Source organism: Bradyrhizobium sp. S69 (genome assembly GCF_009766005.1).
GTDB lineage: Bacteria > Pseudomonadota > Alphaproteobacteria > Rhizobiales > Xanthobacteraceae > Bradyrhizobium.
Map to the genome: position 1 here is coordinate 248,407 of NZ_LMUK01000038.1, position 22,402 is coordinate 270,808.

Annotated in this window: 25 protein-coding genes; 12 read left to right on the plus strand and 13 right to left on the minus strand. The window is 62.2% G+C overall.

Translation table 11 applies throughout. From position 1 onward, the window contains the following. Positions 1 to 124: 124 nt before the first annotated feature. Genes GSQ88_RS15920 through GSQ88_RS15930 form a run of 3 tightly spaced genes read left to right on the plus strand, consistent with a single transcriptional unit; the run spans position 125 to position 3,643 of the window. A complete protein-coding gene (locus GSQ88_RS15920) occupies positions 125 to 898 on the plus strand; it encodes a hypothetical protein (RefSeq protein ID WP_159008677.1) in 774 nt (257 codons plus the stop codon). Next, on the plus strand, positions 888 to 2,138 hold the full coding sequence (locus tag GSQ88_RS15925; RefSeq protein WP_159008678.1) for an ATP-grasp domain-containing protein: 1,251 nt from the start codon (positions 888 to 890) through the stop codon (positions 2,136 to 2,138). Before GSQ88_RS15920 ends, GSQ88_RS15925 begins: the two co-directional genes overlap by 11 nt. Further along, a complete protein-coding gene (locus tag GSQ88_RS15930) occupies positions 2,135 to 3,643 on the plus strand; it encodes a pyridoxal phosphate-dependent decarboxylase family protein (protein ID WP_159008679.1) in 1,509 nt (502 codons plus the stop codon). Before GSQ88_RS15925 ends, GSQ88_RS15930 begins: the two co-directional genes overlap by 4 nt. A 49-nt stretch (positions 3,644 to 3,692) precedes the next feature. Here the strand turns inward: GSQ88_RS15930 and flbT are convergent, their stop codons facing one another. Beyond that, positions 3,693 to 4,109, minus strand: coding sequence for a flagellar biosynthesis repressor FlbT (gene flbT, locus GSQ88_RS15935; protein ID WP_159008680.1), 417 nt, complete (start codon positions 4,107 to 4,109; stop codon positions 3,693 to 3,695). 370 nt (positions 4,110 to 4,479) lie between these two features. Between flbT and GSQ88_RS15940 the strand changes: the two genes are divergently transcribed. The 3 genes from GSQ88_RS15940 to flaF all read left to right on the plus strand — a co-directional run bounded on the left by GSQ88_RS15940 (position 4,480) and on the right by flaF (position 8,624). Next, the gene (locus GSQ88_RS15940) at positions 4,480 to 6,060 is read left to right on the plus strand and encodes a flagellin (protein ID WP_159008681.1); all 1,581 of its coding nucleotides are present in this window, start codon (positions 4,480 to 4,482) and stop codon (positions 6,058 to 6,060) included. Positions 6,061 to 6,312: 252 nt separating this feature from the next. Then, on the plus strand, positions 6,313 to 7,980 hold the full coding sequence (locus GSQ88_RS15945; protein ID WP_159008682.1) for a flagellin N-terminal helical domain-containing protein: 1,668 nt from the start codon (positions 6,313 to 6,315) through the stop codon (positions 7,978 to 7,980). A 278-nt stretch (positions 7,981 to 8,258) separates the two neighbouring features. Continuing rightward, positions 8,259 to 8,624 carry a flagellar biosynthesis regulator FlaF gene (flaF, locus tag GSQ88_RS15950; protein WP_159008683.1) on the plus strand — a complete coding sequence of 122 codons (366 nt, stop codon included), beginning with the start codon at positions 8,259 to 8,261 and terminating at the stop codon, positions 8,622 to 8,624. 68 nt (positions 8,625 to 8,692) lie between these two features. Here flaF and GSQ88_RS15955 read toward each other — a convergent pair whose 3' ends face one another. From GSQ88_RS15955 to GSQ88_RS15970, 4 genes are all read right to left on the minus strand, one after another. Further along, the gene (locus GSQ88_RS15955; RefSeq protein WP_159008684.1) at positions 8,693 to 9,055 is read right to left on the minus strand and encodes a hypothetical protein; all 363 of its coding nucleotides are present in this window, start codon (positions 9,053 to 9,055) and stop codon (positions 8,693 to 8,695) included. 276 nt (positions 9,056 to 9,331) lie between these two features. Next, complete coding sequence (locus GSQ88_RS15960) at positions 9,332 to 9,826, minus strand: hypothetical protein (RefSeq protein ID WP_159008685.1); 495 nt, start codon at positions 9,824 to 9,826, stop codon at positions 9,332 to 9,334. Between the two features lie 29 nt (positions 9,827 to 9,855). Next, the gene (gene flgJ / locus GSQ88_RS15965) at positions 9,856 to 10,215 is read right to left on the minus strand and encodes a flagellar assembly peptidoglycan hydrolase FlgJ (RefSeq protein ID WP_159008686.1); all 360 of its coding nucleotides are present in this window, start codon (positions 10,213 to 10,215) and stop codon (positions 9,856 to 9,858) included. Further along, on the minus strand, positions 10,215 to 11,345 hold the full coding sequence (locus GSQ88_RS15970) for a flagellar basal body P-ring protein FlgI (RefSeq protein WP_159008687.1): 1,131 nt from the start codon (positions 11,343 to 11,345) through the stop codon (positions 10,215 to 10,217). Before GSQ88_RS15970 ends, flgJ begins: the two co-directional genes overlap by 1 nt. Positions 11,346 to 11,605: 260 nt before the next feature. Between GSQ88_RS15970 and GSQ88_RS15975 the strand changes: the two genes are divergently transcribed. Then, the gene (locus GSQ88_RS15975; RefSeq protein WP_159008688.1) at positions 11,606 to 12,019 is read left to right on the plus strand and encodes a flagellar assembly protein FliX; all 414 of its coding nucleotides are present in this window, start codon (positions 11,606 to 11,608) and stop codon (positions 12,017 to 12,019) included. Positions 12,020 to 12,116: 97 nt separating this feature from the next. Here GSQ88_RS15975 and GSQ88_RS15980 read toward each other — a convergent pair whose 3' ends face one another. Next, entirely contained in the window at positions 12,117 to 12,491 is a 375-nt protein-coding gene (locus GSQ88_RS15980; RefSeq protein WP_159008689.1) for a winged helix-turn-helix transcriptional regulator, read from the minus strand. Between the two features lie 116 nt (positions 12,492 to 12,607). On the opposite strand from GSQ88_RS15980, the gene GSQ88_RS15985 reads away from it, so the two are divergent. The 3 genes from GSQ88_RS15985 (at position 12,608) to GSQ88_RS15995 (ending at position 14,443) form a co-directional block, all read left to right on the plus strand. Next, a complete protein-coding gene (locus GSQ88_RS15985; protein WP_159008690.1) occupies positions 12,608 to 13,219 on the plus strand; it encodes an NAD(P)-dependent oxidoreductase in 612 nt (203 codons plus the stop codon). Positions 13,220 to 13,520: 301 nt separating this feature from the next. Continuing rightward, on the plus strand, positions 13,521 to 13,886 hold the full coding sequence (dksA, locus tag GSQ88_RS15990) for an RNA polymerase-binding protein DksA (protein ID WP_174248026.1): 366 nt from the start codon (positions 13,521 to 13,523) through the stop codon (positions 13,884 to 13,886). Between the two features lie 182 nt (positions 13,887 to 14,068). Next, a complete protein-coding gene (locus tag GSQ88_RS15995; protein ID WP_246784819.1) occupies positions 14,069 to 14,443 on the plus strand; it encodes a hypothetical protein in 375 nt (124 codons plus the stop codon). Positions 14,444 to 14,681: 238 nt separating this feature from the next. On the opposite strand, the gene GSQ88_RS35260 is transcribed toward GSQ88_RS15995, so the two are convergent. Beyond that, positions 14,682 to 15,731 (minus strand): YXWGXW repeat-containing protein, encoded by a 1,050-nt coding sequence (locus GSQ88_RS35260; RefSeq protein ID WP_210253826.1) that lies wholly within the window; start codon positions 15,729 to 15,731, stop codon positions 14,682 to 14,684. Positions 15,732 to 16,003: 272 nt separating this feature from the next. Between GSQ88_RS35260 and GSQ88_RS16005 the strand changes: the two genes are divergently transcribed. Together GSQ88_RS16005 and GSQ88_RS16010 are read left to right on the plus strand one after the other, a co-directional pair. Beyond that, on the plus strand, positions 16,004 to 16,789 hold the full coding sequence (locus GSQ88_RS16005; RefSeq protein ID WP_159008692.1) for a 2-keto-4-pentenoate hydratase: 786 nt from the start codon (positions 16,004 to 16,006) through the stop codon (positions 16,787 to 16,789). Between the two features lie 104 nt (positions 16,790 to 16,893). Further along, entirely contained in the window at positions 16,894 to 18,018 is a 1,125-nt protein-coding gene (locus GSQ88_RS16010) for a 2OG-Fe(II) oxygenase (protein WP_159008693.1), read from the plus strand. 31 nt (positions 18,019 to 18,049) lie between these two features. Here the strand turns inward: GSQ88_RS16010 and GSQ88_RS16015 are convergent, their stop codons facing one another. From GSQ88_RS16015 to flgH, 6 genes are all read right to left on the minus strand, one after another. Further along, complete coding sequence (locus tag GSQ88_RS16015) at positions 18,050 to 18,313, minus strand: hypothetical protein (protein ID WP_159008694.1); 264 nt, start codon at positions 18,311 to 18,313, stop codon at positions 18,050 to 18,052. 92 nt (positions 18,314 to 18,405) lie between these two features. Next, a complete protein-coding gene (locus tag GSQ88_RS16020) occupies positions 18,406 to 18,603 on the minus strand; it encodes a hypothetical protein (protein WP_159008695.1) in 198 nt (65 codons plus the stop codon). A 404-nt stretch (positions 18,604 to 19,007) separates the two neighbouring features. Further along, a complete protein-coding gene (locus tag GSQ88_RS16025; RefSeq protein WP_174248027.1) occupies positions 19,008 to 19,400 on the minus strand; it encodes a YidH family protein in 393 nt (130 codons plus the stop codon). A 24-nt stretch (positions 19,401 to 19,424) separates the two neighbouring features. Then, positions 19,425 to 19,706, minus strand: coding sequence for a DUF1488 family protein (locus tag GSQ88_RS16030; RefSeq protein ID WP_159008938.1), 282 nt, complete (start codon positions 19,704 to 19,706; stop codon positions 19,425 to 19,427). A gap of 177 nt (positions 19,707 to 19,883) precedes the next feature. Continuing rightward, a complete protein-coding gene (locus GSQ88_RS16035; RefSeq protein ID WP_246784820.1) occupies positions 19,884 to 21,227 on the minus strand; it encodes a TolC family outer membrane protein in 1,344 nt (447 codons plus the stop codon). A 416-nt stretch (positions 21,228 to 21,643) separates the two neighbouring features. Then, entirely contained in the window at positions 21,644 to 22,357 is a 714-nt protein-coding gene (gene flgH, locus GSQ88_RS16040; RefSeq protein WP_246784839.1) for a flagellar basal body L-ring protein FlgH, read from the minus strand. Positions 22,358 to 22,402 lie beyond the last annotated feature (45 nt).

Consider the following 22,402-nt stretch of genomic DNA (forward strand, 5'->3'; position numbering starts at 1 on the left):
TGCGCCTGGATCGTCCTGGCCGGAGCTCCTGACCGGTCCGATTAATTCGCGTTAGGATTTCGTTAACCACGTCTATTTACTGTTTGGTGAGGATTGCGGGCCGCGTCCCGCTTCGGAGCCATTCATGACCGAGCGAATTCACCTGGTGGTGGCCACGCCGTGCTTCGGCGGGCAGGTCTCCAGCATCTATGCGAGCTCCATCTTCAAGCTGCAGAGCGCAATACGCGCCAAGTCCAATGTCGAATTCAAGGTGCTGTTGCGCGATGGCGATGCGCTGATCACGCGCGCGCGCGCCAATCTGATGACCCAGTTTCTCGACGACCCCACCGCGACGCACTTCCTGTTCGTGGATGCCGATGTCGGCTTTCAGCCCAATCAGGTGTTCCGGCTGATCGAATCCGGTGCCGACGTGGTGGCGGCACTCTATCCGATCAAGCGCGTCAACTGGGACAAGGCCAAGCGGGCGATCGAAACCAATAAGCCGAACGTGCCGGCGGCCGCGCTCGATTATGTGCTGGAGATCAACGATCCCGATAACGTCGTCGTCGTCAACGGCTTTACCCGCGTGCGTTACGCCGGAACCGGATTCTTGATGATCCAGCGTCACGTGTTCGAGAAGATGTGCGCGGCATACCCGTCGTTGCAGTTCTTCCGCGAGCACTCGATCGATGCGCTGGCCGGAAGCCCCAATCGATTTGCGCTGTTCGAATGCATGATCGATTCGAACAGCAAGACCTATCTCAGCGAGGATTTTGCGTTCTGCCAGCGCTGGACCGATTTGGGCGGCGAGATCTGGGCCGATCTCGAGAGCCGTCTCGATCATGTCGGTCCCTCGGTATTCCAGGGCGATATCTCCGCGCAGTTTACCGCGCCGGCGCTAGCAACCGATGCGGCCTAAAATTGCAGATGTTGCCGATCGCGGCGCCGGCGCGGCTCAAGATCGCTGTGCGGACCGTGTCGGGGTCGCCCGGCTCGCCAGGATGCAGGCCGGCGGTGCCGATCTTCGTCCGCTTTGGCAAGCGCTGATCACCAAACTGATCGATGGCACGCTGCAAGCAGGCGAGGGGCTTGATCTCGCGTTGATCGCGCAATTGCTTGGCGACAAGCCGGTGGGGCTTGCGATCCAGGACCAGGTCCTGGCCGCGCACCAATTGTTCCGGTTGCACTGCGCGCTGGAAAAGCCGCGGTTGCGCGTGCTGGCGCTGGCGGCGGCGACCGACATGGGCAGTAATACGCCGATCGAGTTTCTGCTGGAGCATTCCGGCATCGAATTGATCACGCTCTACGTCATGGCGGATGTCGAACTTCCGGTGCCGCTGCCCGATCATGACATCGCCATCGTGATTGCGTCCGACTCGGAAGAGTGCCGCGATGCGCTCGGCAAGATCGATCGCGCCGCCGCGCGCTGGCCGAGGCCGCTGTTGAATCCGCCGCGCCTCGTAGGCAATCTCGATCGCGACAAATTGCATCGGCTGCTCGGCGGGATCGAGGGACTGGAAATCCCAGCGACGATGGCGCTCTCGCATGCGCGATTGCATGAGGCATCGGATTCGACGCCGGCGATCGATCTGAAATTTCCCATCATTGTCAGACCGCGCGGCTCGCACGCCGGCGCAGGCCTTGCCAAGCTCGACGATCGCGCCGCGCTGCTGCGCTATCTCGATGCGCGGCCGGAGCCGGAATTTTTCATCGCTCGCTTCGTCGATTACGCCGGTAGCGACGGCCTGTTTCGCAAATACCGTATAGTCTTCATCGACGGCAAGCCTTACGCATGCCACCTTGCGATCGCCGATCGCTGGGATATTTGGTATCTCAACGCCGGCATGTCGCAGAGCGCGGCCAAGCGCCGCGAAGAAGAAGCGTTCATGGGCAGCTTCGAGTCCGGCTTCGCGCGCCGTCATCAGGCCGCGCTCGCCGGCATCGCCGAGCGGATCGGACTGGAATATTTTACGGTGGATTGTGCCGAAACCAGCAACGGATCGTTGTTGATTTTCGAAGCCGACAATACCGCCGTCGTCCACGACATGGATCCACCTGATATCTTTCCATACAAATTGCCTCAGATGCGAAAAATATTCGACGCGTTCGCGGCCATGCTCGATCGCCGCGCGAGACAACAGCAGGAGCGTGCGGCATGACCATCGTCCAGCGCCATCAATCGTTGCAGGCCGAGGCGAGCGCGACGCTTGATCCGAACAATTGGGATGATATCCGCGCGCAGGGTCATCGCATGCTCGATGACATGTTCGACTACGCCGCCAACATCCGCGAGCGGCCAGTATGGTCGCCGATCCCCGATGACGTTCGCGCGCGGTTTCACAGCGCACTTCCGCATCAGCCCACCGAACTCGGCGAGGTCTATCGCGAATTCAGCGATTTCATCGTGCCCTATGCGACCGGCAACGTGCATCCGGGTTTCATGGGATGGGTTCATGGCGGCGGCACCGCGGTCGGCATGCTGGCGGAAATGCTGGCGGCCGGACTCAATGCCAATCTCGGCGGCCGCGATCACATGCCGATCGAAGTCGAACGCCAGGTCGTCGAATGGACGCGCGCGATGTTCGGTTTTCCAACCGAAGCCAGCGGCATCTTCGTGACCGGTACCTCGATGGCCAATCTGATGGCGGTGCTGGTGGCGCGAACCGCAGCGCTTGGATCAAGCGTCCGGCAGCACGGTATCGGCGACGACGGCGCGCTGTTGACCGCCTACACCTCGCGCGCAGCGCATGGCTGCATTACCAAGGCGATGGATATCGCGGGCTTTGGCAGCAACGCGCTGCGCAACATCGCGGTCGACGATTGTCATCGCATCGACGTGGCGGCATTGCGCGCGCAAATATCCAGGGATCGCGAGGCCGGCCTTACTCCATTTCTCGTGGTCGGCTCCGCCGGCACGGTGGATATCGGCGCGATCGACGATCTCGCAGCACTGAGCGCACTGTGCCGCGAAGAGAAGCTGTGGTTTCATGTCGACGGCGCCTATGGCGCGCTCGGCATTCTGTCGCCCGAACTGCGGCCGCGGCTCGCTGGAATAGAGCACGCCGATTCGATCGCGCTCGATTTCCACAAATGGGGGCAGGTGCCTTACGACGCCGGCTTCCTGATGGTTCGCGACGGCCGGCAGCACCGCGATACGTTTGCCGCGCCGGCCGCATATCTGCGCCGGGAAACAAGAGGTCTCGCCGCCGGCGCGTCCTGGCCCTGCGATCTCGGGCCTGACCTTTCGCGCGGCTTCCGGGCGCTGAAGACCTGGTTCACCTTGAAAGCCTACGGCACCGAGAAGCTCGGCGCGGTCATTACGCGCACCTGCGCGCTGGCGTCTTATCTGGAAGCCCGCATATCGGCCGAACCGCGGCTCGAATTGCTGGCGCCGGTGCAGCTCAACATCGTCTGCTTCCGCTATCGCGGCACGGATGCCAACGCGCTAAACGGCGAGATCGTCGCCGATATCCAGGAGTCCGGGATCGCAGCGCCATCGACCACGCTTCTCGACGGCCAGCTCGCGATACGCGCGGCGATCGTCAATCACCGCACCGACGTCTGCGACATCGATGCGCTGATTTCAGCGGTGCTGGAATTCGGCGCGCAACGAACGGGCGCCGGCGTGGTTGATGTCGAGCAGTCGCCGCCGCTGGCGATGTGAGCGGAGCTCCGCGACAAACGCGAAAGCGTTCGTCGTGATGCGCTGTGGCTCAGGCCGCGTTGGTCTTGGCAATCGTGTCCTGGTGCTGATCCAGCAGCTTCTTCTCGTAGGCGATCAGTTTGCGGGCTTCCTTCAGCGCGCGATACAAATCGCCGCTCAGGATGTTGGTGTTGATGCCCTCGATGATCGCCCACGAACTCGGCACCGCGGTGACGATATCGCGCAGCAGGCTGAAATAGGTGCCGTGATTGACCTCGGGCTTCGGCGAAAGATACATCAACTGCACCGCCAGATAGACCAGCTTGGCCGGGGTATCGGCGGTGGCGGGCGTCATGATGTCCTTCTCGCGCAGGATCGGAACATTGTCGCCGTCGATCAACAGCCGGGCGCGCTGCTCGGTATTGGTCACCACGCAGTTGCCGATGATGATGCACTCGTTCGGCTTGAGTTCGACCTTTAAAGCCATGCCTGTTCTCCGTTCCCGGTTGTTGATACCCGCGTCGTGACCACTGGTGAGCGTGAGCAAACGCCGGCTTTCGCGCGCCGGCGAGGCGGGAATTGATCTCTTAGCCGATCTGGCCGCAATCCTTTCCCATCATGGTTAACACCGCGTAAACAGCGCCAACGCTGCGAAAATGTGCAGCAATATCAGTGCTGTTACGCAGTCCCACCACGCTACGATGGCGAACCCGCGGGCCGCCGGTGCGATCCGGATACCGGTTTAGCTGCGCCGATTCAGGTTTTGTTAGAGGCTTGATCCCAAGTTGCGGCGGTTACCGACCAAGAAGGTCGGGATCACGCACACACACCAGTTTCACACCAGAAAGGTATGAAAAATGTCCGGTATTACCCTCTCCGCATCGGTTCGCCAGAACCTGCTCTCGCTGCAGTCAACTGCATCCCTCCTCGCCACCACCCAGAACGACCTCGCCACCGGCAATAAGGTCAACTCTGCGCTGGACAATCCGACCAGCTACTTCACCGCGCAGGGCCTGAACAACCGCGCCAGCGACATCAACAACCTGCTCGACCAGATCGGTAACGGCGTGCAGGTTCTGCAGGCCGCCAACACCGGCATCACCTCGTTGCAGAGCCTCGTCTCCAGCGCGCAGTCGATTGCCAACCAGGTGCTGCAGGCGCCCACGGGCTATGCGACCAAGTCCTCGGTTTCCTCCACTGCCCTTACCGGCGCGACGGCCGAAAATCTGCTCGGTTCAGCGACCTCAGGTTCGGTCACCGAAGGAGCCTTCTCGACCCTCGACATCTCCGGTTCCGGCACCACGACCTTCGATATCGCGGTCGACGGCGCTGCTACGCCCACGGCCATCACACTCAACGCCGCTGCGGTCACGGCATACAACACGGCCAAGGGTACTTCGCTCGCTGCTGGCACCCTGAGCGCAGCCAATGTCGCCAGCCTCATCAACTATTCGTACGACAGTCAGACTTCGTCCACGGCCACCGTTGCTTCGGTCAACACGGGCGGCAATCTGGTGTTCTCGTCGTCGACGACGGGCACGAGCTCCAGCGTCGCAATCACTGCCGTGAGCGGCACACCCACCGGTGGCTCGACCGGCATCGTGGCCGGTACCGGCACTGGTGCGGCAAGCGCTCTCAGCGGAACGCTCACGATCGCTGCCACCATCCCCGGCACGACGACGGCGACCAACATCACCTTCGGCACCGGCACTGGCAATATTTCGACGCTCAACGATCTCAACACAGCGTTGGCGTCGAACGACCTGCAGGCCTCGATCAGCACCGGCGGTGTGCTCACCATCACCACCACCAACAACGCATCGTCCCAGACGGTCGGTGCGTTCGGCGGCACGGCAGTGTCGACCGCGGGCGCGGCTTTTTCAGCCGATGCTTCCGGCGGCGTTGCTCCAGTCGCCGATCCGAACTCGCAGGCAACTCGCGCCAGCCTGGTCGCCCAGTACAACCAGGTGATCCAGAACATCACCACGACGGCGCAGGATTCTTCGTTCAACGGCATCAACCTGCTGAACGGCGATACCCTGAACCTGACGTTCGACGAAACCGGTGCTTCCAAGCTGTCGGTCTCGGGCGTTACCTTTGGTGCGACTGGCCTTGGGCTTTCGAGCCTGACCCAGGGTAAAGACTTCCTGGACAACAACTCCGCCAACAATGTGTTGACGACGTTGACCCAGGCCTCGACCACGCTGCGCACGGAAGCTTCCGCGCTCGGTTCGAACCTCTCGGTCGTGCAGATTCGTCAGGACTTCAACAAGAACCTGATCAACGTGCTGCAGACCGGTGCGTCGAACCTGACCCTGGCCGACACCAACGAGGAAGCGGCCGACAGCCAGGCGCTGTCGACCCGCCAGTCGATCGCGGTCTCCGCGCTGGCGCTGGCCAACTCGTCGCAGCAGAGCGTTCTTCAGCTGCTCCGCTGATCTGATCCAACACAAGAGACGTCGAAGCGGCGGGGGAAACCCCGCCGCTTTTTTGCGCGTAAAAGCGGCCGTGCGCAGGGCGCGAATGGACGCTATCTTGTTGCTTTGACGCGCTTTCTCGACACGAAACGGTATCCAGCTCGGCTGGGCGTATGAGGTTACAAAGCGTTAATCATGAAACTTAAAGCGTCATTAACCATAATTTAAAGGAGTCCCGATAAAACCCGGATACGCAAATTTGGAAGGTGACCCATGTCCGGTATCGTTCTCTCGGCTTCGGTTCGGCAGAACCTGCTCTCGCTGCAGAATACGGCCCAGTTGCTGGCGACCACGCAGAATGACCTCTCGACCGGCAACAAGGTCAATACCGCGCTGGACAACCCGACCGAATTCTTCACCGCGCAGGGCCTCAACAGCCGCGCCGGCGATATCAGCAACCTGCTCGACAGCATCGGTAACGGCGTGCAGGTGCTGCAAGCCGCCAACACCGGCATCACCTCGCTGCAAAGCCTGATCGCCAACGCGCAATCGATCGCCAACCAGGTGCTGCAGGCGCCGACCGGCTACACCACGAAATCCAACGTCACGTCGTCCGCCATTCCGGGCGCGACCGCGAACAATCTGTTGGGACCAGGAATCAACGCCATCGCTACCGGATCGGCCGTGACCAACCAGTCTTCGCCCGCGGTGGCGACTACTGCCGGCACATTGTTGGTTGGCGCTGCCGGCACCGACAGCCTTACCCTTGCCAACCAGCCCGCCGACGGGTCGGTCCTCAAGATCAACAACAACACCATCACCTTCAGCTCCTCGCAGACGACGACGACGACGGACGCCAACGGCAACGTCACGATCGGTATCGGCTCCGGCAGCCAGGAGAGCCTCCAGTCCGTTCTGACTGCGATCGACGGCATCACCAAAACCGCCGTTCCGTCGACCGTCGGTACTGGCGCCGCAGCTGGCGAACTCCAGATCAGCACCGGGACGACATCCAACCTGAAGATCGCCGGCGGGTCCGGCAACGCGCTTGCGGCGCTCGGTCTGACGGCTCTGTCCACGGCCGGAACCCCGGCCGGGACGACGGATGTGATCCCTCCGTTGCTGGAGGGCGAAAATCTTTCGATTGCCGCAACCGGCAATGGTACGGCGACCAATATCGTGTTCGGCACCGGCACCGGTCAGATTTCGACCCTCAACCAGCTCAATACGGCGCTGGCGGCGAACAATTTGCAGGCCAGCGTCGACACGTCAGGTCACATCAACATCTCGACCACCAACAACGCAGCCTCCGCGACCATCGGCAACAATTCGCCGAACCCGGTGATCACCGGTACGGCCGTGACCAACGCCGGCGCGGCCTTTGTCAACGCGGCCAACGGGGGCGGCGCTCCTGTCGCCGATCCGAACTCGCAGTCAACCCGCGCCAATCTGGTGTCGCAGTACAATGAGGTTCTGTCGCAGATCAACACCACGTCGCAGGATGCCTCGTTCAACGGGATCAACCTGTTGAACGGCGATACCCTCAATCTGACGTTCGACGAGACCGGCGCATCGAAGCTCACGATCCAGGGCACCGTCTTGAACGATGCCGGCCTCAGCCTTTCGGACCTCAACGTCGGGACCGACTTCCTGGATAACAACTCCGCCAATACGGTGCTGACACAATTGCAGCAGGCCAGCACCACGCTCGCCGGCGAAGCCTCTTCGCTCGGTTCGAACCTGTCGATCGTGGAGATCCGCCAGGACTTCAACAAGAACCTGATCGACGTGCTGCAGACCGGCGCGTCGAACCTGACCTTGGCCGACACCAACGAGGAAGCGGCCAACAGTCAGGCGCTGTCGACCCGCCAGTCGATCGCGGTGTCCGCGCTGGCGCTCGCCAACCAGTCTCAGCAGAGCGTGCTGCAGCTGTTGCGCTGATCCGATCTTTCCGGAAACAATTTGAAACGGCGGAGAAAAAAACTCCGCCGTTTTTGCTGGGCCGCGCGAACTCCGTCGCGACACCGTAGTTTTGCGGGGATAAAATCGGTGCGAACAGGATCTGGCGCGAACGAGTTTTCGCGTGAGCCATCAGAGACTTCGGCGTATCGCGGTTTCATCGCATTTGGAAATCTCCGCTAACTCAATTTTAAAAGCAGGGACGTATAAAACCTAGGCAGCGCGAAGCCTGCCTGTACCAGTTCCCGTTGAGGTCATGAATGTCCAACGCTGCCAACGCCTACGCTCGCACCGCACAACAGTCTTCTTCTCCCCGTGACATCGAAGCGCAGACCCTGTTGATGGCAGCAAGGAAGCTGGTGGAAGTTCAGCAAGACTGCAACAAGGCCGACAGGCGCTTTCAAGCCGCGCTGCTGTTCAATCGAAGGCTTTGGACCATTTTCATGACGGCCGCGGAAAGCAACGACAATCCTCAGCCGGTCGAGATCCGCCAGAACATCCGCAACATCGCGATGTTCGTGTTGCAGCGGACCGTCGAATTGCAGTCCACTCCGACCCCGGAAAAGATCCAATCGTTGATCAACATCAACTCGAACATCGCCGCGGGTCTTGCAGGGCGCGCCTGATCGCCCGGCTTTTTCAGCTCAATTTTTCCAACTCAAGTTCTTCTCCGTCGGCGTCAGGCTTTGCGAAGTCACGCTCTGCGGTCGGTGGCGAGAAGCCCGGTCGGCTGACTCTTGGTCAGATCGAGCGTGCGATAATAGGCGCGACGACGCAAGGTCGACTCGTCGGGGAATTGATTGACCACCTGACCGGTGTTGCCATTGATGACCTGATAGACGATCGAGCCCGCCGCGCGATCCAGATAGGCCTGGTGCGACAGATCGCTCGCGGGCTGCGAATCGCTGCGTACGCCCGCGCCGGGGTCAGCGGCGGTGACGCTTTGGCTGGCCGGAAGCTGGGTTCCGACGGCATTGCTGGTCGCGGCGCTCACTGGCGCAGCAACGGGTATTGCAGCCGGCGCCCCCACCGGCTTGATGCTGAAATCCGTACTCATGGCAGCCTCCTGGCTTTCCTCGAGTCAAATCCCAACCCCTCCAAACGTCAATTATGACCGGCACGTCTCAACGTTGCGTTAGAAAACGCGCTGAAGTTTGCGCTGCTACCGGCGTGCGAAATTGATGAAAAATGTTCCTATCGAAAATTTCGGCCGCGCAATATTCAAAGCGCAATATTCAGAGCGTTTTCGAGCCAACGGGTCGGGCGAACGCGCGCCCGATGACAGGCTCCGTGGGTACCGGCTCGCGTGAAGAAAACGCGTCAAAACAAAAATCTAGAGCGAACGGCTGACCGCCAACGGCGTATTGTGGCGCGGCCCGGGCGCCGCGCGTTTTCCGGCGGCGGTATAGGTATTGGGAATATTGCGGCGCTGCATCTCGGTGTTGACGCCGCGCACGATGCTTTCGGAGACGGCGTGCGCCGTGGCCAGCACCGTCAGATTGATCTGCAGCATGGCGCGAAATACGTCGTGGTGACGGTGCAGCGTGTTGAGCAGATCGGGCGCGGTCTGGTGCAGATATTTCTGGCTGGCCTTCAGGTGCGTGATGGCGCCGACATAACGCCGCGACAACTCGGACTTCTTGGGCTCCAGCGCCATGCCTTCGCGGAGCTTGCCGGCGCGAACCAGTTCGGTTTCGCGCTCGATGATGCCAAGCAGCGCGCTCATCACATCCATCAGGTTCTCGGCGAGCTTGCGGGCTTCGGCGGGCGTGGTCGCCAGCGGGACCGGCGCGACGGGGGCCGGTCGGCGTTGTGGATGCTGCTGCATGTCTGGTTTTCCCGTCTGGTTGTTCGGATCTAGCTGGCGCGGTTGGCTTGCTGCAGGATCAACGAGCGATAGACCTCGTTGGAGATGCCGACGCCGCCGGCCTTGGCGAAGGATTTTGAAATCTGTTCGGTCTGCATCGAACGCCAAATCCCGGTGCCTTCGGTGTCGCCGAACGGGCCTTCGCCCTTGAGACCAGAGGTCATCTGCGAGAACATCTGGTTGAGGAACATCGCCTCGAAATCGGTCGCCTGGGTCTTGGCCTTGGTCTGGGCCTGCGGCGAGACCTTCTGCAGGGCTTTCGCCATGTCGTAGTCCGGATGGCCGTGGTAGGTCGGGGTCCCGGTCTTGGCGACGGGGCGGCTGTAGACGGTGTTGAGGGCGGCCTGCATCACATCACCTCGATGTCGGCTTCGATCGCGCCGGCGGCCTTGATGGCCTGTAGGATGCCGATCAGGTCGCGCGGGCCGATGCCGAGCCCGTTGAGGCCGTCGACCAGCTGCTGCAGCGAGACGCCGTCTTTCACCAGCGCGAATTTCTTGCCGTCTTCGGTCACCCCGACGCGGCTGTTCGGCGTCACCACGGTCCGTCCGCGCGACAGCGGGTTGGGCTGGCTGACTTGCGGACTTTCGGAAATCGTGACGGTGAGATTGCCCTGGGCCACCGCGACGGTGGCGACGCGGACGTCGCGGCCCATCACGATGATGCCGGACCGTTCATCGATCACGATCCTGGCGATCTGGTCAGGTTCGACCTGCAATTGCTCGATCTCGGTCAGGAAGGCGACGACGTTGCCCTTGAACTCGCCAGGGATCGTCAGTTGCACCGTCGAAGGATCGATCGGTTCGGCGCACTTGGCGCCGAGATAATCGTTGACCGCGGCGGCGATCCGCTTGGCGGTGGTGAAATCGGCGTTACGCAGCGCCAGCCGCACGTTGGGCAGCCGATTGAGCGCGAACTCAATCTCGCGTTCGATGATCGCGCCGTTGGCGATGCGGCCGACCGTCGGCACGCCGCGAACGATCTTGGCGGCCTCGCCTTCGGCCTGGAAGCCGCCGATCGCAACCGATCCCTGCGCCACCGCATAGACGTTGCCGTCGGCGCCGAGCAGGGGGGTGACGAGCAGGGTGCCGCCTTGCAGGTTCTTGGCATCGCCGAGCGACGACACCGTGACGTCCATCCGGGTGCCTTGAGTCCCGAACGCGGGCAGATTGCCGGTCACCATCACGGCGGCGACGTTGCCGGTGCGGATGGTGGCACCGCGGATGTTGACGCCCATGCGTTCGAGCATCGCCTGCAGCGACTGCTTGGTGAAGGGGATGTTGTTGAGGGTATCGCCGGTGCCGTTGAGGCCGACGACCAGGCCATAGCCGACCAGCTGATTCTGCCGCACGCCTTCGATATTGGCGAGGTCCTTGATCCGGGAGGTCGCGGATACGGGCGCAGCCGGCAACGTCATGGCCAGCGCCAGCACTGCGGCACAGGCCATCCGAAACACACTCGCCGAAACGACGCTTGGCATCCTCTGCTCCCCGCTGAGGTCTTAGGCTTGGACCTGCGCGCCACTCCCATGACGGCGGTCCGGCATTAACTATGCGAGCGCCGTGCCATCCCTCATTTTTCTGTTAGTCGATTGATTTTGCTGTATAAAATATCGGGGAGGGGCTTTATGCGCCGGCCCGCGGCAGCGGCGAAACTGCCGTTGCGGCAGATTTTGCCGGGTCATTTACGTTCCCTTAACCATATCGGGGCGAAGCTCGCGGCACACAGCGGGATCAGACCATGCGCATCTACGGACCGAACGGCACCACTCTGGGCTCTCCGTCGGCCACGCCGAAGCGGACCAGCTCGACCGGCTTTGCGCTGCCGGAGGACACCGCGGCGACCGCCGAGAGCCGCGCCGCCAGCGCACCCAAGGCCGCGGCCAATATCGATGCGCTGCTCGCCATGCAGGGCGTTGAGGATCCCACCGAGCGCCGCAAGCGGTCAGTGCAGCGCGGCAAAGGCGCGCTCGACGTGCTCGATGACCTCAAGCTTGGCTTGCTGTCCGGCAGTTTCAATGCATCCACCGTGAGCCGGCTGCGCGACGCCGCCGCCAACCTCAAATCCTCGTCGGGCGACCCCGGCCTCGATGCGGTGCTGTCCGAGATCGAATTGCGGGTCGAAGTCGAACTCGCCAAAGCCGGCCAGTTCTAGAGCATGATCCGGAAAAGTGGAAACCGGTTTTCCGAAAAGATCATGCTCAAATAATAAACTAGCGCCTCCCTCAAGCCGCAGTCTACTTCAGGCCGCTTCAGGCCGCTTCGGACCTGCTTTGGGCGTCGTAGCGCCGTTGCGCCACCAGCACCTCCTTGAGATGATGCTCGGCCCAATCGCGCAGCGGATCGACTGCGGCGGCCAAGGTCGCGCCGAGCGGGGTGATCGAATATTCCACCGTCACCGGTACGGTTGCGATCGCGCGCCGGCGGATCAGCCCGTCGCGTTCGAGGCTCTTGAGCACCTGCGACAGCATCTTTTGCGAGATGCCCTCGATGGTCCGGCGCAGCTGGTTGAAGCGGATCGGCTGCTCCCGCAACAGCAACAGGATGAGGACCGCCCATTTGTCGCCGACCCGATCCAGGATCTGGCGGGTCGGGCAGTCGGCCGAATAGACGTTGGGGGCCTTCATGGGGTTACTCCGGCGTAATCAGGTGAGTTCAAAGTGCTCTCTTAACACCTACAGTATTTTTGATATCTGGTAACTACTGGATACCACCAGATATCATCTTGCCCTGGAGAATCGTCATGAGAATCGCCGTTGTCGGCGCGTCCGGAAATGCCGGCTCGCGCATCGTCGCCGAGCTTGCCCGGCGCGGGCATGCCATCACCGCCATCGCCCGTCACCCCGAGAAAATCGCGCCACAGCCCGGCGTCACGCCGACCCGCGGCGACGTGACGGATCAGGGTTCCCTGACCGGGTTGCTGGCCGGCCACGATGCCGCGGTCAGTTCCGTCCATTTCCTCGACTTTGACCCGGTCAAGCTGATCGGCGCGGTCAAGGATTCGAAAGTGGGCCGCTATCTCGTGGTCGGCGGGGCCGGCAGTCTCGAAGTGGCGCCGGGCGTGCAGCTGGTGACGACGCCGGGTTTTCCCGTGGCATACAAGGCCGAGGCCGAGAAGGGCGCGGCGTTTCTCGACCTGTTGGCCGGTGAAAAGCAGCTAAATTGGACGTTCCTGTCGCCACAGGCGCTGTTCACGGCAGGTGAGCGCACCGGCAAGTTCCGGCTCGGGACCGACCAGCTTTTGACCGCGGCGGATGGAAAAAGCTGGATTTCCTTCGAGGATTTCGCCGTCGCCCTGGCCGACGAAATCGAGCGTCCGGCCCATATCCGCAAGCGATTCACGGTTGGCTACTAGGAAGATGGGCAGCCCGGAGCGCGTTGCCGGTCCGGGCCTCGCCTATAGGCCTCTCGCGGGCCTTGCCAAAGCCGCGCCAAGGACCTTGCCAAGGACCTTGCCCAGGACTTGCTAAAGTCGCGGGCAGGGTCCCTGGGAGTCCTTGGGGGACGGTCGGCCTTTCCGCAGGGCCGATATTGTCTGTCACATGACGCCGCTATATAAGGCGCGCGCGGGCGGATACTTTTTCGGCCGCCTGGTACGAGATGGGCTGACCTTGGAAAAGTTGAAAAACTATCGACCCTCCGAAAAAGAGCCTTTCATGAACGACCGCCAGCGCGATTATTTTCGCGCCAAGCTGCTGGCGTGGAAGGAAGAGATCCTTCGGGAATCCCGAATCACCTTGCAGACGCTCCAGGAAGAGAACGTCAATCATCCCGATCTCGCCGATCGCGCATCATCCGAGACCGATCGGGCGATCGAGCTGCGCGCCCGGGACCGCCAGCGCAAGCTGATCTCCAAGATCGACGCGGCGCTGCAGCGCATCGAAGACAACACCTACGGCTATTGCGAGGAGACCGGCGAGCCGATTTCGCTGAAGCGGCTCGAAGCCCGTCCGATCGCGACGCTGTCGGTGGAAGCGCAGGAGCGCCACGAGAAGCGCGAGAAGGTCTATCGCGACGAGTAGCGCGTAAGATCTTCCGCACCGGATGGGCATGCGACGGCGCGGTGGCGATGCGAACGACGTCCCGGTTGCCGTGTCCGGCATTCTGCTGGCGAGCGCAGGCGCGAAGGATCGGCATCAACCCGGTTGCTCGCGTTTTTCGCCGAGCGACTGAGGCTTGGCGCCGAGACGAGGAAGTCGCGGCCATGATCCGGATCAGGCTCGCCCGGCTGTCGGATGCCCAGTGCATTTCCGAATTGCTGACGGCCAACGCCGCCGACCACGGCGGCGTGCTGATGGGCCGATGGCCGGTCGAAACAATCCAGCGGCGCATCGCGGCGGAACAACGCATCATCGTTGCCGTCGGCGATGATGACAGGCTTCTCGGCGCGCTGCTCACTTCGGAAAGAGGATTCGAAGCTGCGCCGCCTACGTGTACGGCCCGGTCTGCATCGCCGCCGAAGCGCGAGGGCATGGTGTCCTTGAAGCCCTCCATGCGAAGCTTCGAACGATCTTTCGCGGTCGGGAGGCGGTCCTCTTCATCAGAGCGGACAACCGGCGTTCGCTTGGAGCTCACCTGAAGCTTGGGATGTTGGAGGTCGCGCGTTTCGTACTGGACGACGAGTCTTTCATCGTCCTCAGCGACGAAAGCGGCGATCTCCGATAGGCGCCCCCGGCGGGGCGAGCGATCTGCTAAATAATTTTTCCAAGAAATCGAAGCCGCATCGAAACGGCAACGGTCGCTGATTCGATTCTGCGGCCGGCAACGTCTCGCCGCGATCCGCTGTCGCGAATCGCGGCTGACGAAAGCCGTGCCGGCTAATGCGGCGGCGGTTTCTTCGGCGGCGGGGCATGTGGCGCAGGCGGCTTCGGCGGCGGCGGCCGCCGGACTGCCGGCGCAGGTCGCGGCGGGGCCGGGCGCGGCGGTGCTGGTTTTGCGACCGCCGCTCGAGGCGCCGGCGCGGGTCTCACCACGGCCGCCTTAGGTGGCGGCGGTGTCGCGGTGCGCGGCTTGACCTGGTTAGTTTTGAGCTGATTGCCGACCGGCTTGGCTGGTGTTGCGACATTCGGCGCGTGGCCGATATTGGCAACCGGCGGTTTCTTCTCGAGCGCCGCCGGGCCCGCGGGCGCGGGGCCTTGTTTTCCTTCCCGTGCGACTTCGTGCGCGGGCACGACGCCCTTGCCGGTGAATTCACCCGGCTTCGAAGTTGCTGCGATCGCCGGCCGTCCATGATTGACCGACGCCAGCAGCGACTTGTCCGTGCTCGCGGTCTTTTCGTGTTGGACTTGTCCGGCGGTCGGCGGCACATGCCGCTCATGCGCGAAGGTTTGCTCTTCGGCCGTGGGCCGCACCGTCGTGCCGCCGGCGCCGCCGTTGAAGCTCGTCCTGGGCGCGTTGGCGTTGACGATCACGGTCTTGTTGTAAACGTTGGTGATCCTGACGCCGCCGAAATTATTGACGGTCCTGTTGTAGGCGAACACGCCGTTGTTCCAGTAGCCGCCTTCGTAACCGGCTCCGCCATATCCGAAGCCGTAATTCACGCCGCCGTAAAAGCCGATATGCGGTCCCCAATAGCCTGCATTCCACGCGTAGGTGCCGTCGTGCCAGCCCCAATATCCCGGCGTCCAAAGCAGTCCGACGTCCGGCGGCTCAACCCAGGTGCCCGGCACCCAATAATAGCCGTCCGGACCATAGGCCCAGAAGCCGGGCGTCCAGATATAGCCCGGCGCCGGAATCTCGGGCTGTTCGTAGACCGGCAACTCCGGAGGGATCAGCGTGATGGTGAGAATTTGCGCGTGCGAGGCAGGCGGCAAGGTCGTGGCGAGCAACGCACACGACAACCAAATAACAAAGCCGAAGCGTTTCATCCGGATTCCCCAGGAACATTACAGCCAGTTCACACTCGTGAGCGAATGGCACGACATTGTGGCACGGGCAAATTGTTTTCGGTTCGCAACGCTTTTCCTTCGGGTTTTCTTAGTTGCTGTCAGCTTGGTGTAAGCTTTGAGCACGTCGGCACCGGAGAGAAGCTGATAAGCACCGTTTCGGTCACCGGCGGATCGGGCTTTGTCGACTTGTAAAAATCCGGGCTCGATGATCAATTGCCGCCGGTTCAAACCTGCATTGGGAATTTTGGCTGATGGACAAGACGCTCGCGGCCGCACAGATCATCGCCGCCGCCCGCCGCAATCGCACGCGATTGGGCGCGCTTTCGTCCGACATCGCGCCACGGGATGAAGCGGAAGGGTATCGCATTCAACGCGCGGCCCGCGATCTGCTGCTGCCGCATTTCGGCGCGATGGTCGGCTACAAGATCGGCTGCACCAGCGCGGTGATGCAGCAATATCTCAAGATTCCCCATCCCTGCGCCGGCAGCGTATTCGCCAAGGGTGTGCATGACAGCGGCGTATCGTTGCCATCGAACGATTTCGTTCGCGTCGGCGTCGAATGCGAGATCGCGGTCCGGCTCGGGCAGGACCTGCCGGCAGCGCAGGCGCCGTTCACGGCGGACAGCGTCGCGCGCGCGATCGAAGCCTATCATCCCGCGATCGAGATCGTCGATGAGCGGTATGTCGATTGGCAGACCCTCGGCGCGGCGACGCTGGTGGCCGACGATTTCTATGCCGCCGGCTGCGTGCTCGGGGCGCCGGTGGCGCGATCCGCCGTGCCCGATCTGCTCAAGGTGGTCGGCCGCGCCATCATCAATGATGTCGAGGTCAGCCGCGGCACCGGTGCGGACGTGCTCGGTCATCCGCACAATCCGCTGGCGTGGCTTGCCAACCATCTTGCCGCCGATGGCAAGGGCCTGCGCGCCGGCCAGATCGTATTGACCGGCAGCCTGGTCAAAACCATCTGGCTCAACGCCGGCGACAAGGTGACGATGGAGCTGTCGCAGCTCGGCGCGGTGCACGCGGCGTTCTCCTGAGTATCGCTTAAGCATGCGTTAACCATGACCGCGCTAGCTTTTTGCGAGCACAGCCTCCGTTCGAGAGGCTGTCGTGATCAATCCAGCAAGCAAGCGGTGGCCGCATGATTCTAGGTGATCCCGTACCCTGGTTCAGTGCACCCCTGGTAACGGGCGGCTCGTTCGACCTGCATGTCAGCGCCGGCCGCTGGGTGGTCCTGAGCTTCCTCGGCTCGCCGGCAAATCCGCGCGCGATGACCGAGTTCGCCGGGCTGGTCGGTGCGAGTGCCGGGCTTGCCGAAGACCATGTCGTCGTCTGCTGTGTCTTCACCGGGCCGCCGGGCGAACTCGATAGCCTCGCCGCGGTCGCCAGCAACAAGCTGTTCTGCCTCGCCGACTACGACGGCGCGATCAGCCGTTCGTTCGGTGCATCCGAGATGCCGCGCACCATCGTGCTCGATCCGATGCTGCGATCGATCGCCGATATCGCCTGGGACAATCCTCAAGGCCACGCCGAGACCGTTCGCGCGGTTCTGCAAGGCCTTCCCGACGTCGAGCAATCCGCCGGCGTATCGATGTTCGCGCCGGCCCTGATCGTGCCGCGCGTCTTCAGTTTTGAGCTGTGCGATTTTCTCGTGCAGTTCTACGAGCAGCAGGGCGGCGTCGATTCCGGCTTTCAACTCGATGTTGCCGGCAAGACCACCACGTTGTCCGACTGGCGGCTCAAGCGCCGCAGCGACGTTCCGGTGGCAGCCCCCGAAGTCCGCGAACTGGTGCGCGGCCAGATCGTGCGCCGGCTATTGCCGCAAATCGAGCAGAACTTCCAATTCAAGGCGACGCGGATGGATCGCTACATCGTCGCCTGCTACGACAGCGAAGTCGGCGGCCACTTCCATCGCCATCGCGACAACGTCAACGCCGGCGCGCAACACCGGCGTTTTGCCGTTTCGATCAACCTCAACAAGGATTTTGAAGGTTGCGATCTGATGTTTCCGGAGTTCGGCCGCAAGGTCTACCGTCCGCCGGAAGGCGGCGCGCTGGTGTTTTCATGCGGCGCGCTGCATCAGGTGACGCCCGTCACCAAAGGCCGGCGCTATGCCTTCCTGGCATTCCTGTATGCCGAGGAAGACGCAAAAAAGCGCGAAGCCAATAATGCGAAACTGCATGCCGGCGAACAGCAATATGTCGCCGGACGGGATCGGTTGTTCCCCGAGGACGCCGAGCCAGAGCCCATGGTTGCGGTAGCCTGATCCAGTCTCCCGATCCCGGCAGGATCTGGCCTCATTTCTGATCGGGCCAAAAATCGTTCGACGAATCCGTCGGAGGATCTTCCGCGGAAGGCTCGGGCAATTCGAACACGCCTAGCCGAAAGTCATCCTCGGTTTCGGCTGCCGGCGGCCGGTAGAGCGTGAACGATGCGTTTGGGAATTGCCGCCAGACCGCGAGCTCTTGCTCGGTGATCGTGAGCCAGCCAAACTTGAACATGTATCGACCCGGCGCGGTGACGCGTCCGACCTTGGCCCAGTTGACCTTGTTGACCGCCAATCCCGTTCCTCCGCGCGATCTTGTCCTTCCATGATAGCGGGAGCTGCCGCGGGTTGCAAAACTCATCGCGCGCCATTCACTTGTTCCAATATTTACTTGGTCAGTGACGGCCGGCCTCGTCTGGCAAACCGAATTCCCTGCTTGTCGGCGGCAATGCGCAGTTGGCTGGCCTTCTTGAGGGCTTCACTGCGCACCAGGCCGCTCGGCAGCTTGAGGGCTTCGGTAAGAGCTTCGTCGGCCAGCATGGCCAATTCATGGATATCCAAAGGCTCTGGTTGGCGCTGCGGCATGATCTACCCCCGCGCCCGGGCGCGGCCGCGTGCAGTAGACGTCACGTGCTTTTCGGGAGCGTGCCCGGTGGCCAACTCTGTCCGCATGATTTTCATTGATGCAATCTGGAATCGCGCGGCTCGACGAAGCATGATCGGAACTCGCAAAGCCGCTTGACGCTGAGTGGGTGCTGTTGTTCGTCGGGGACGAACGGGGCAGCGCCGGTCTGATATCATCCTCGAACAGAGAGAAGTCATCACGACTGAACAAGAACTCATCACATCTAGATGAGCCGCAGCGATGCTTGAAGACGGCGGAAGATACCGGTTCAGCTGTAGCCCGCATGAGCCCTCGCGATATGCGGGAGGCGCGGTACGAACCCGGATATCGCAAGGGCTCATCCGGGCTACGCTTGCTCGCGCATTCAGATCGTGGGAACGACGGCGTGCGACAGATACAGGAACATCGAGAGCCCAAGCAGGATCAGCAGGGACGCCAGAGCGAGATCGAGTTTCGAGCCGGCTCCCGGTTTCGGTTCGTCGCTGTCGATATCTCTGGCATTCCTGACGAAACGTATCATCGCCAACGCAACCATCGCGGTGCCGACGACGATCAGCGTCAGTCCGGCGAAATTGCCGAACTTCTGCCCGGCGGGTGACAGCATCCGGCCGGAACCGGAAAGCGAGGGAGCGACGGTCTCCAGGAACAGGTCGAAACGCTCGACCAGAAAACCAAAAGCCATCACGGCGATCGCGGTTCTGACCCAGGCGAGAAAGGTCCGTTCATTCGCCGCGTGATCGCTGAAATTCCTGATCATGATGGTTGCAGCCTCGCGAAAGCGTCATGCCGTCGGGTGAACATGCTTGGTGAAAATCCGCAGCACCGCGCCCTTTACGGCCGGTTTCTCGTCGTACAGATCGGAAGCGACCTGTTCGATGGCGTCGCGGTGCGCCAAAAACTGCGCCTGGCGGGCGCTGTTCTCGGTCCCCTTGACCCCGATGAGCTCGTCCATCGCCGCGTCACTGATCCGGCATTCGACCGGCTCATCCCCATTCAGCAGGATAAACACGAAAGCCAGCCGCTCGCTATCATGTCCGATAATCTTGCCACGTGTCAGCGGCATCGAAGGCACCCCCGAAGCTTCGTTTCCCATGGTGGTTTTCGGCGCTAATTTTGTCGAGAGGATGGACTGGTCCCGCTCTAGCCGCGACGGCCGGCGATTATCATCGGCTGCCGGGCTTTGGTCGGGGTTCGCAGCTAAGGGGCTCGCAGCCGATTGCGTCTGGATGGGCTCTCTCGATCAGTGTCCGTCGGGCGTCCGGACGCCATACCACTTGTCGCGCACCTGCAGATAATGCACGCTCGGGTCGTAGACCGAGGTGGCCAGATTGAGCACCTGCGGCGACAACCGACCCACCGCGTTCAGGACCGCATATGAGGCGACCACGCGATCGTGCTGTGCGGTGACGAGCGCGATGCGGGCGTTGACCAGCGCCTGCTGGGCGTTCAGCACATCGAGCGTGGTGCGCTGTCCGGCCTTGGCCTCGTCGCGTACGCCGTCGAGGGCGATCTCGGAAGCGCTCACCTGCGACTGCGCCGACGCCACTTGCGCTTTGCCCGCCACCAATTGCCCCCATGCGGTCACGACGTTGGCACGGGCCTGGTCGCGAACCATTTCCAGGTTGAGACGCTGCTGTTCCAGGCTTTCCTTGGACTGGCGGATCAGTGAATATTCGGCGCCCCCCTGATAGACCGGGACCGAGAGCTGCGCGGTCGCGGAGACGGCGGCTTCCCGGAAGACGATCAGTTGCTGTTCGTAGGCTTCCTGCGCGGCGATCTGTACCGTGAGCGTCGGCAACAGCGCGCCTTCGTTGATCTTGACCTGGAGATAGTTGACGTCGATGCCGAACATCGCCGCGGTCACGTTCGGAGACTGCTTCAAGCCGAGATCGACCGCGGCGGCCAGCGTTGCCGGCAGGAAGCGATCGATCGGCGAGCCCGGCGCCAGCGCCTGCGGTTCGTTGCCGATGATGCGGCGGAAATTCGATCGCGTCGTCGTCAGCGTCGCTTCGGCCGCGAGTTCCTGGGTCTTGCCGGCGGCGAGTTGCGCATCGGCCTGGGCGACATCGGTATTGGTGAGTTCGCCAACCCGGAACCGCTCCTTGGTCTGGTCCAGCGTTTCCAGGAGGACCCTGACATTGCTGCGCTGAACCTCGACGATGGCGCCGTCGCGCAGGAAGTCCATGTAGATGGTGGCGGCGTTGAGCAGAACCGTCTGTTCGAGCACCCGCAGGCCTTCGCGTGCGCCCGAAACCTGGCTCTCCGCCGCGCGCGTCTTGTTGGCGGTTTGATTGCCGTTATACAGCGTCTGCGTGACCGTGGCGCCGACGCTACGCGGTGCGTTGGTGCCGTGAATTTCGCCTTCGGCAGCCGGCGCGATACCGTAGGTATCGGTATATTGGTAGCCGGCGCTGGCGGTAATCGCGGCCTGGGGACGATAGCCCGCCAACGCCTGCGAAACATTCTCGTCGGTGGAGCGGACCTGGGCGCGTTGTGCATTGAGCTGCGGATTGCTCTGATAGGCGCGCACCAAGGCGGCCTCGATGGTATCGGCGAGGGCAGGTGCGTGGCCCGCCATCGTCATCAGAAGAACCGTAACCGCAACCCCGTGAACGCTTCTCAAACCCATTCTACGCGCCTTGTTGCCGCACCGATGTACAGCGGTACACTTGCCATGCCATTCCTGCCAGAGCCCGCAACGGTAATCCGTCGATGCGGCAGGAGGCAAGCTATCCGTCAACCAACTTTGCGTGCACAGATCGCGCGCGCAGTCGATCGAAGGCAGCGAAAGCGCAACGATGGCTCGACCGTCGATCGGCCGCTTACAAATCCTGTGGCTCCGACAACACAGTCGACTCGATTCCGCAACAAATAGAAACAGTCGAACGCGCTCTCGCAAAAATACGCACGGCCTCCGCCAGGGGAGCTGGCGGAGGCCGCGTAGAACATCTCACGGCGCCTAGGTTCGCCATGAGATGTGGGAGCTCTTGAAATCAACCGCTAGAACGGCAACAGCACGTCCATCACCTGTTGGCCGTAGCGCTGCTGTTGGACGTCGCTGATCTGGCCGTGGCCGCCATAGGCGATGCGGGCCTGCGCGATCTTGCTTGAATCGATGGTGTTGTCGCTCTGGATGTCTTCCGGACGGACGATGCCGGCGACGATCAATTCGCGCATTTCGAAATTGACGCGGATCTCCTGCTTGCCCTCGACCACCATGTTGCCGTTCGGCAGCAACTGGGTGACGACGGCGGCGATGTTGGTGGTCAGGCTTTCCTGCCGCTGAATCGTTCCCTTGCCGTCGCTGGAAGAGGTCGCGTCGGCGGTCAACAGCCGCCCGGGCAGAACCTTCGCAGCGGTGCCGGTTAACAGGCCCGAGCCCAGAAAATTGGTGATGCCGGAATCCTCGCTGGTGGACCGGCTGCGCTGGGTCTCGTTGGCGAAATTGGCCTGGTCGGTGATGTTGACGGTGACGGTCAGGAGGTCACCGATCTGGTGGGCGCGCTGATCCTTGAAGAACGACCGCGAGCCGTTGCGCCACAGCGAATTGGCATTATACGAAACCGCTTCCGGCTTCGGCATCGGCATCTGCACCGGCTTGTAGCCCGGTTGTGTGGTCGGATTTTCGATGGACGAGAGTTTCGGCGTCTCGCCGATTTGCGAAAGCCGGTCGATCGACGAACAGCCGCCGGCGACGCTGATCACGGTCAGCATGGTGCCCGCGAGAGCGATGCGATTGAACTTCGCCCGGTTGAAGAT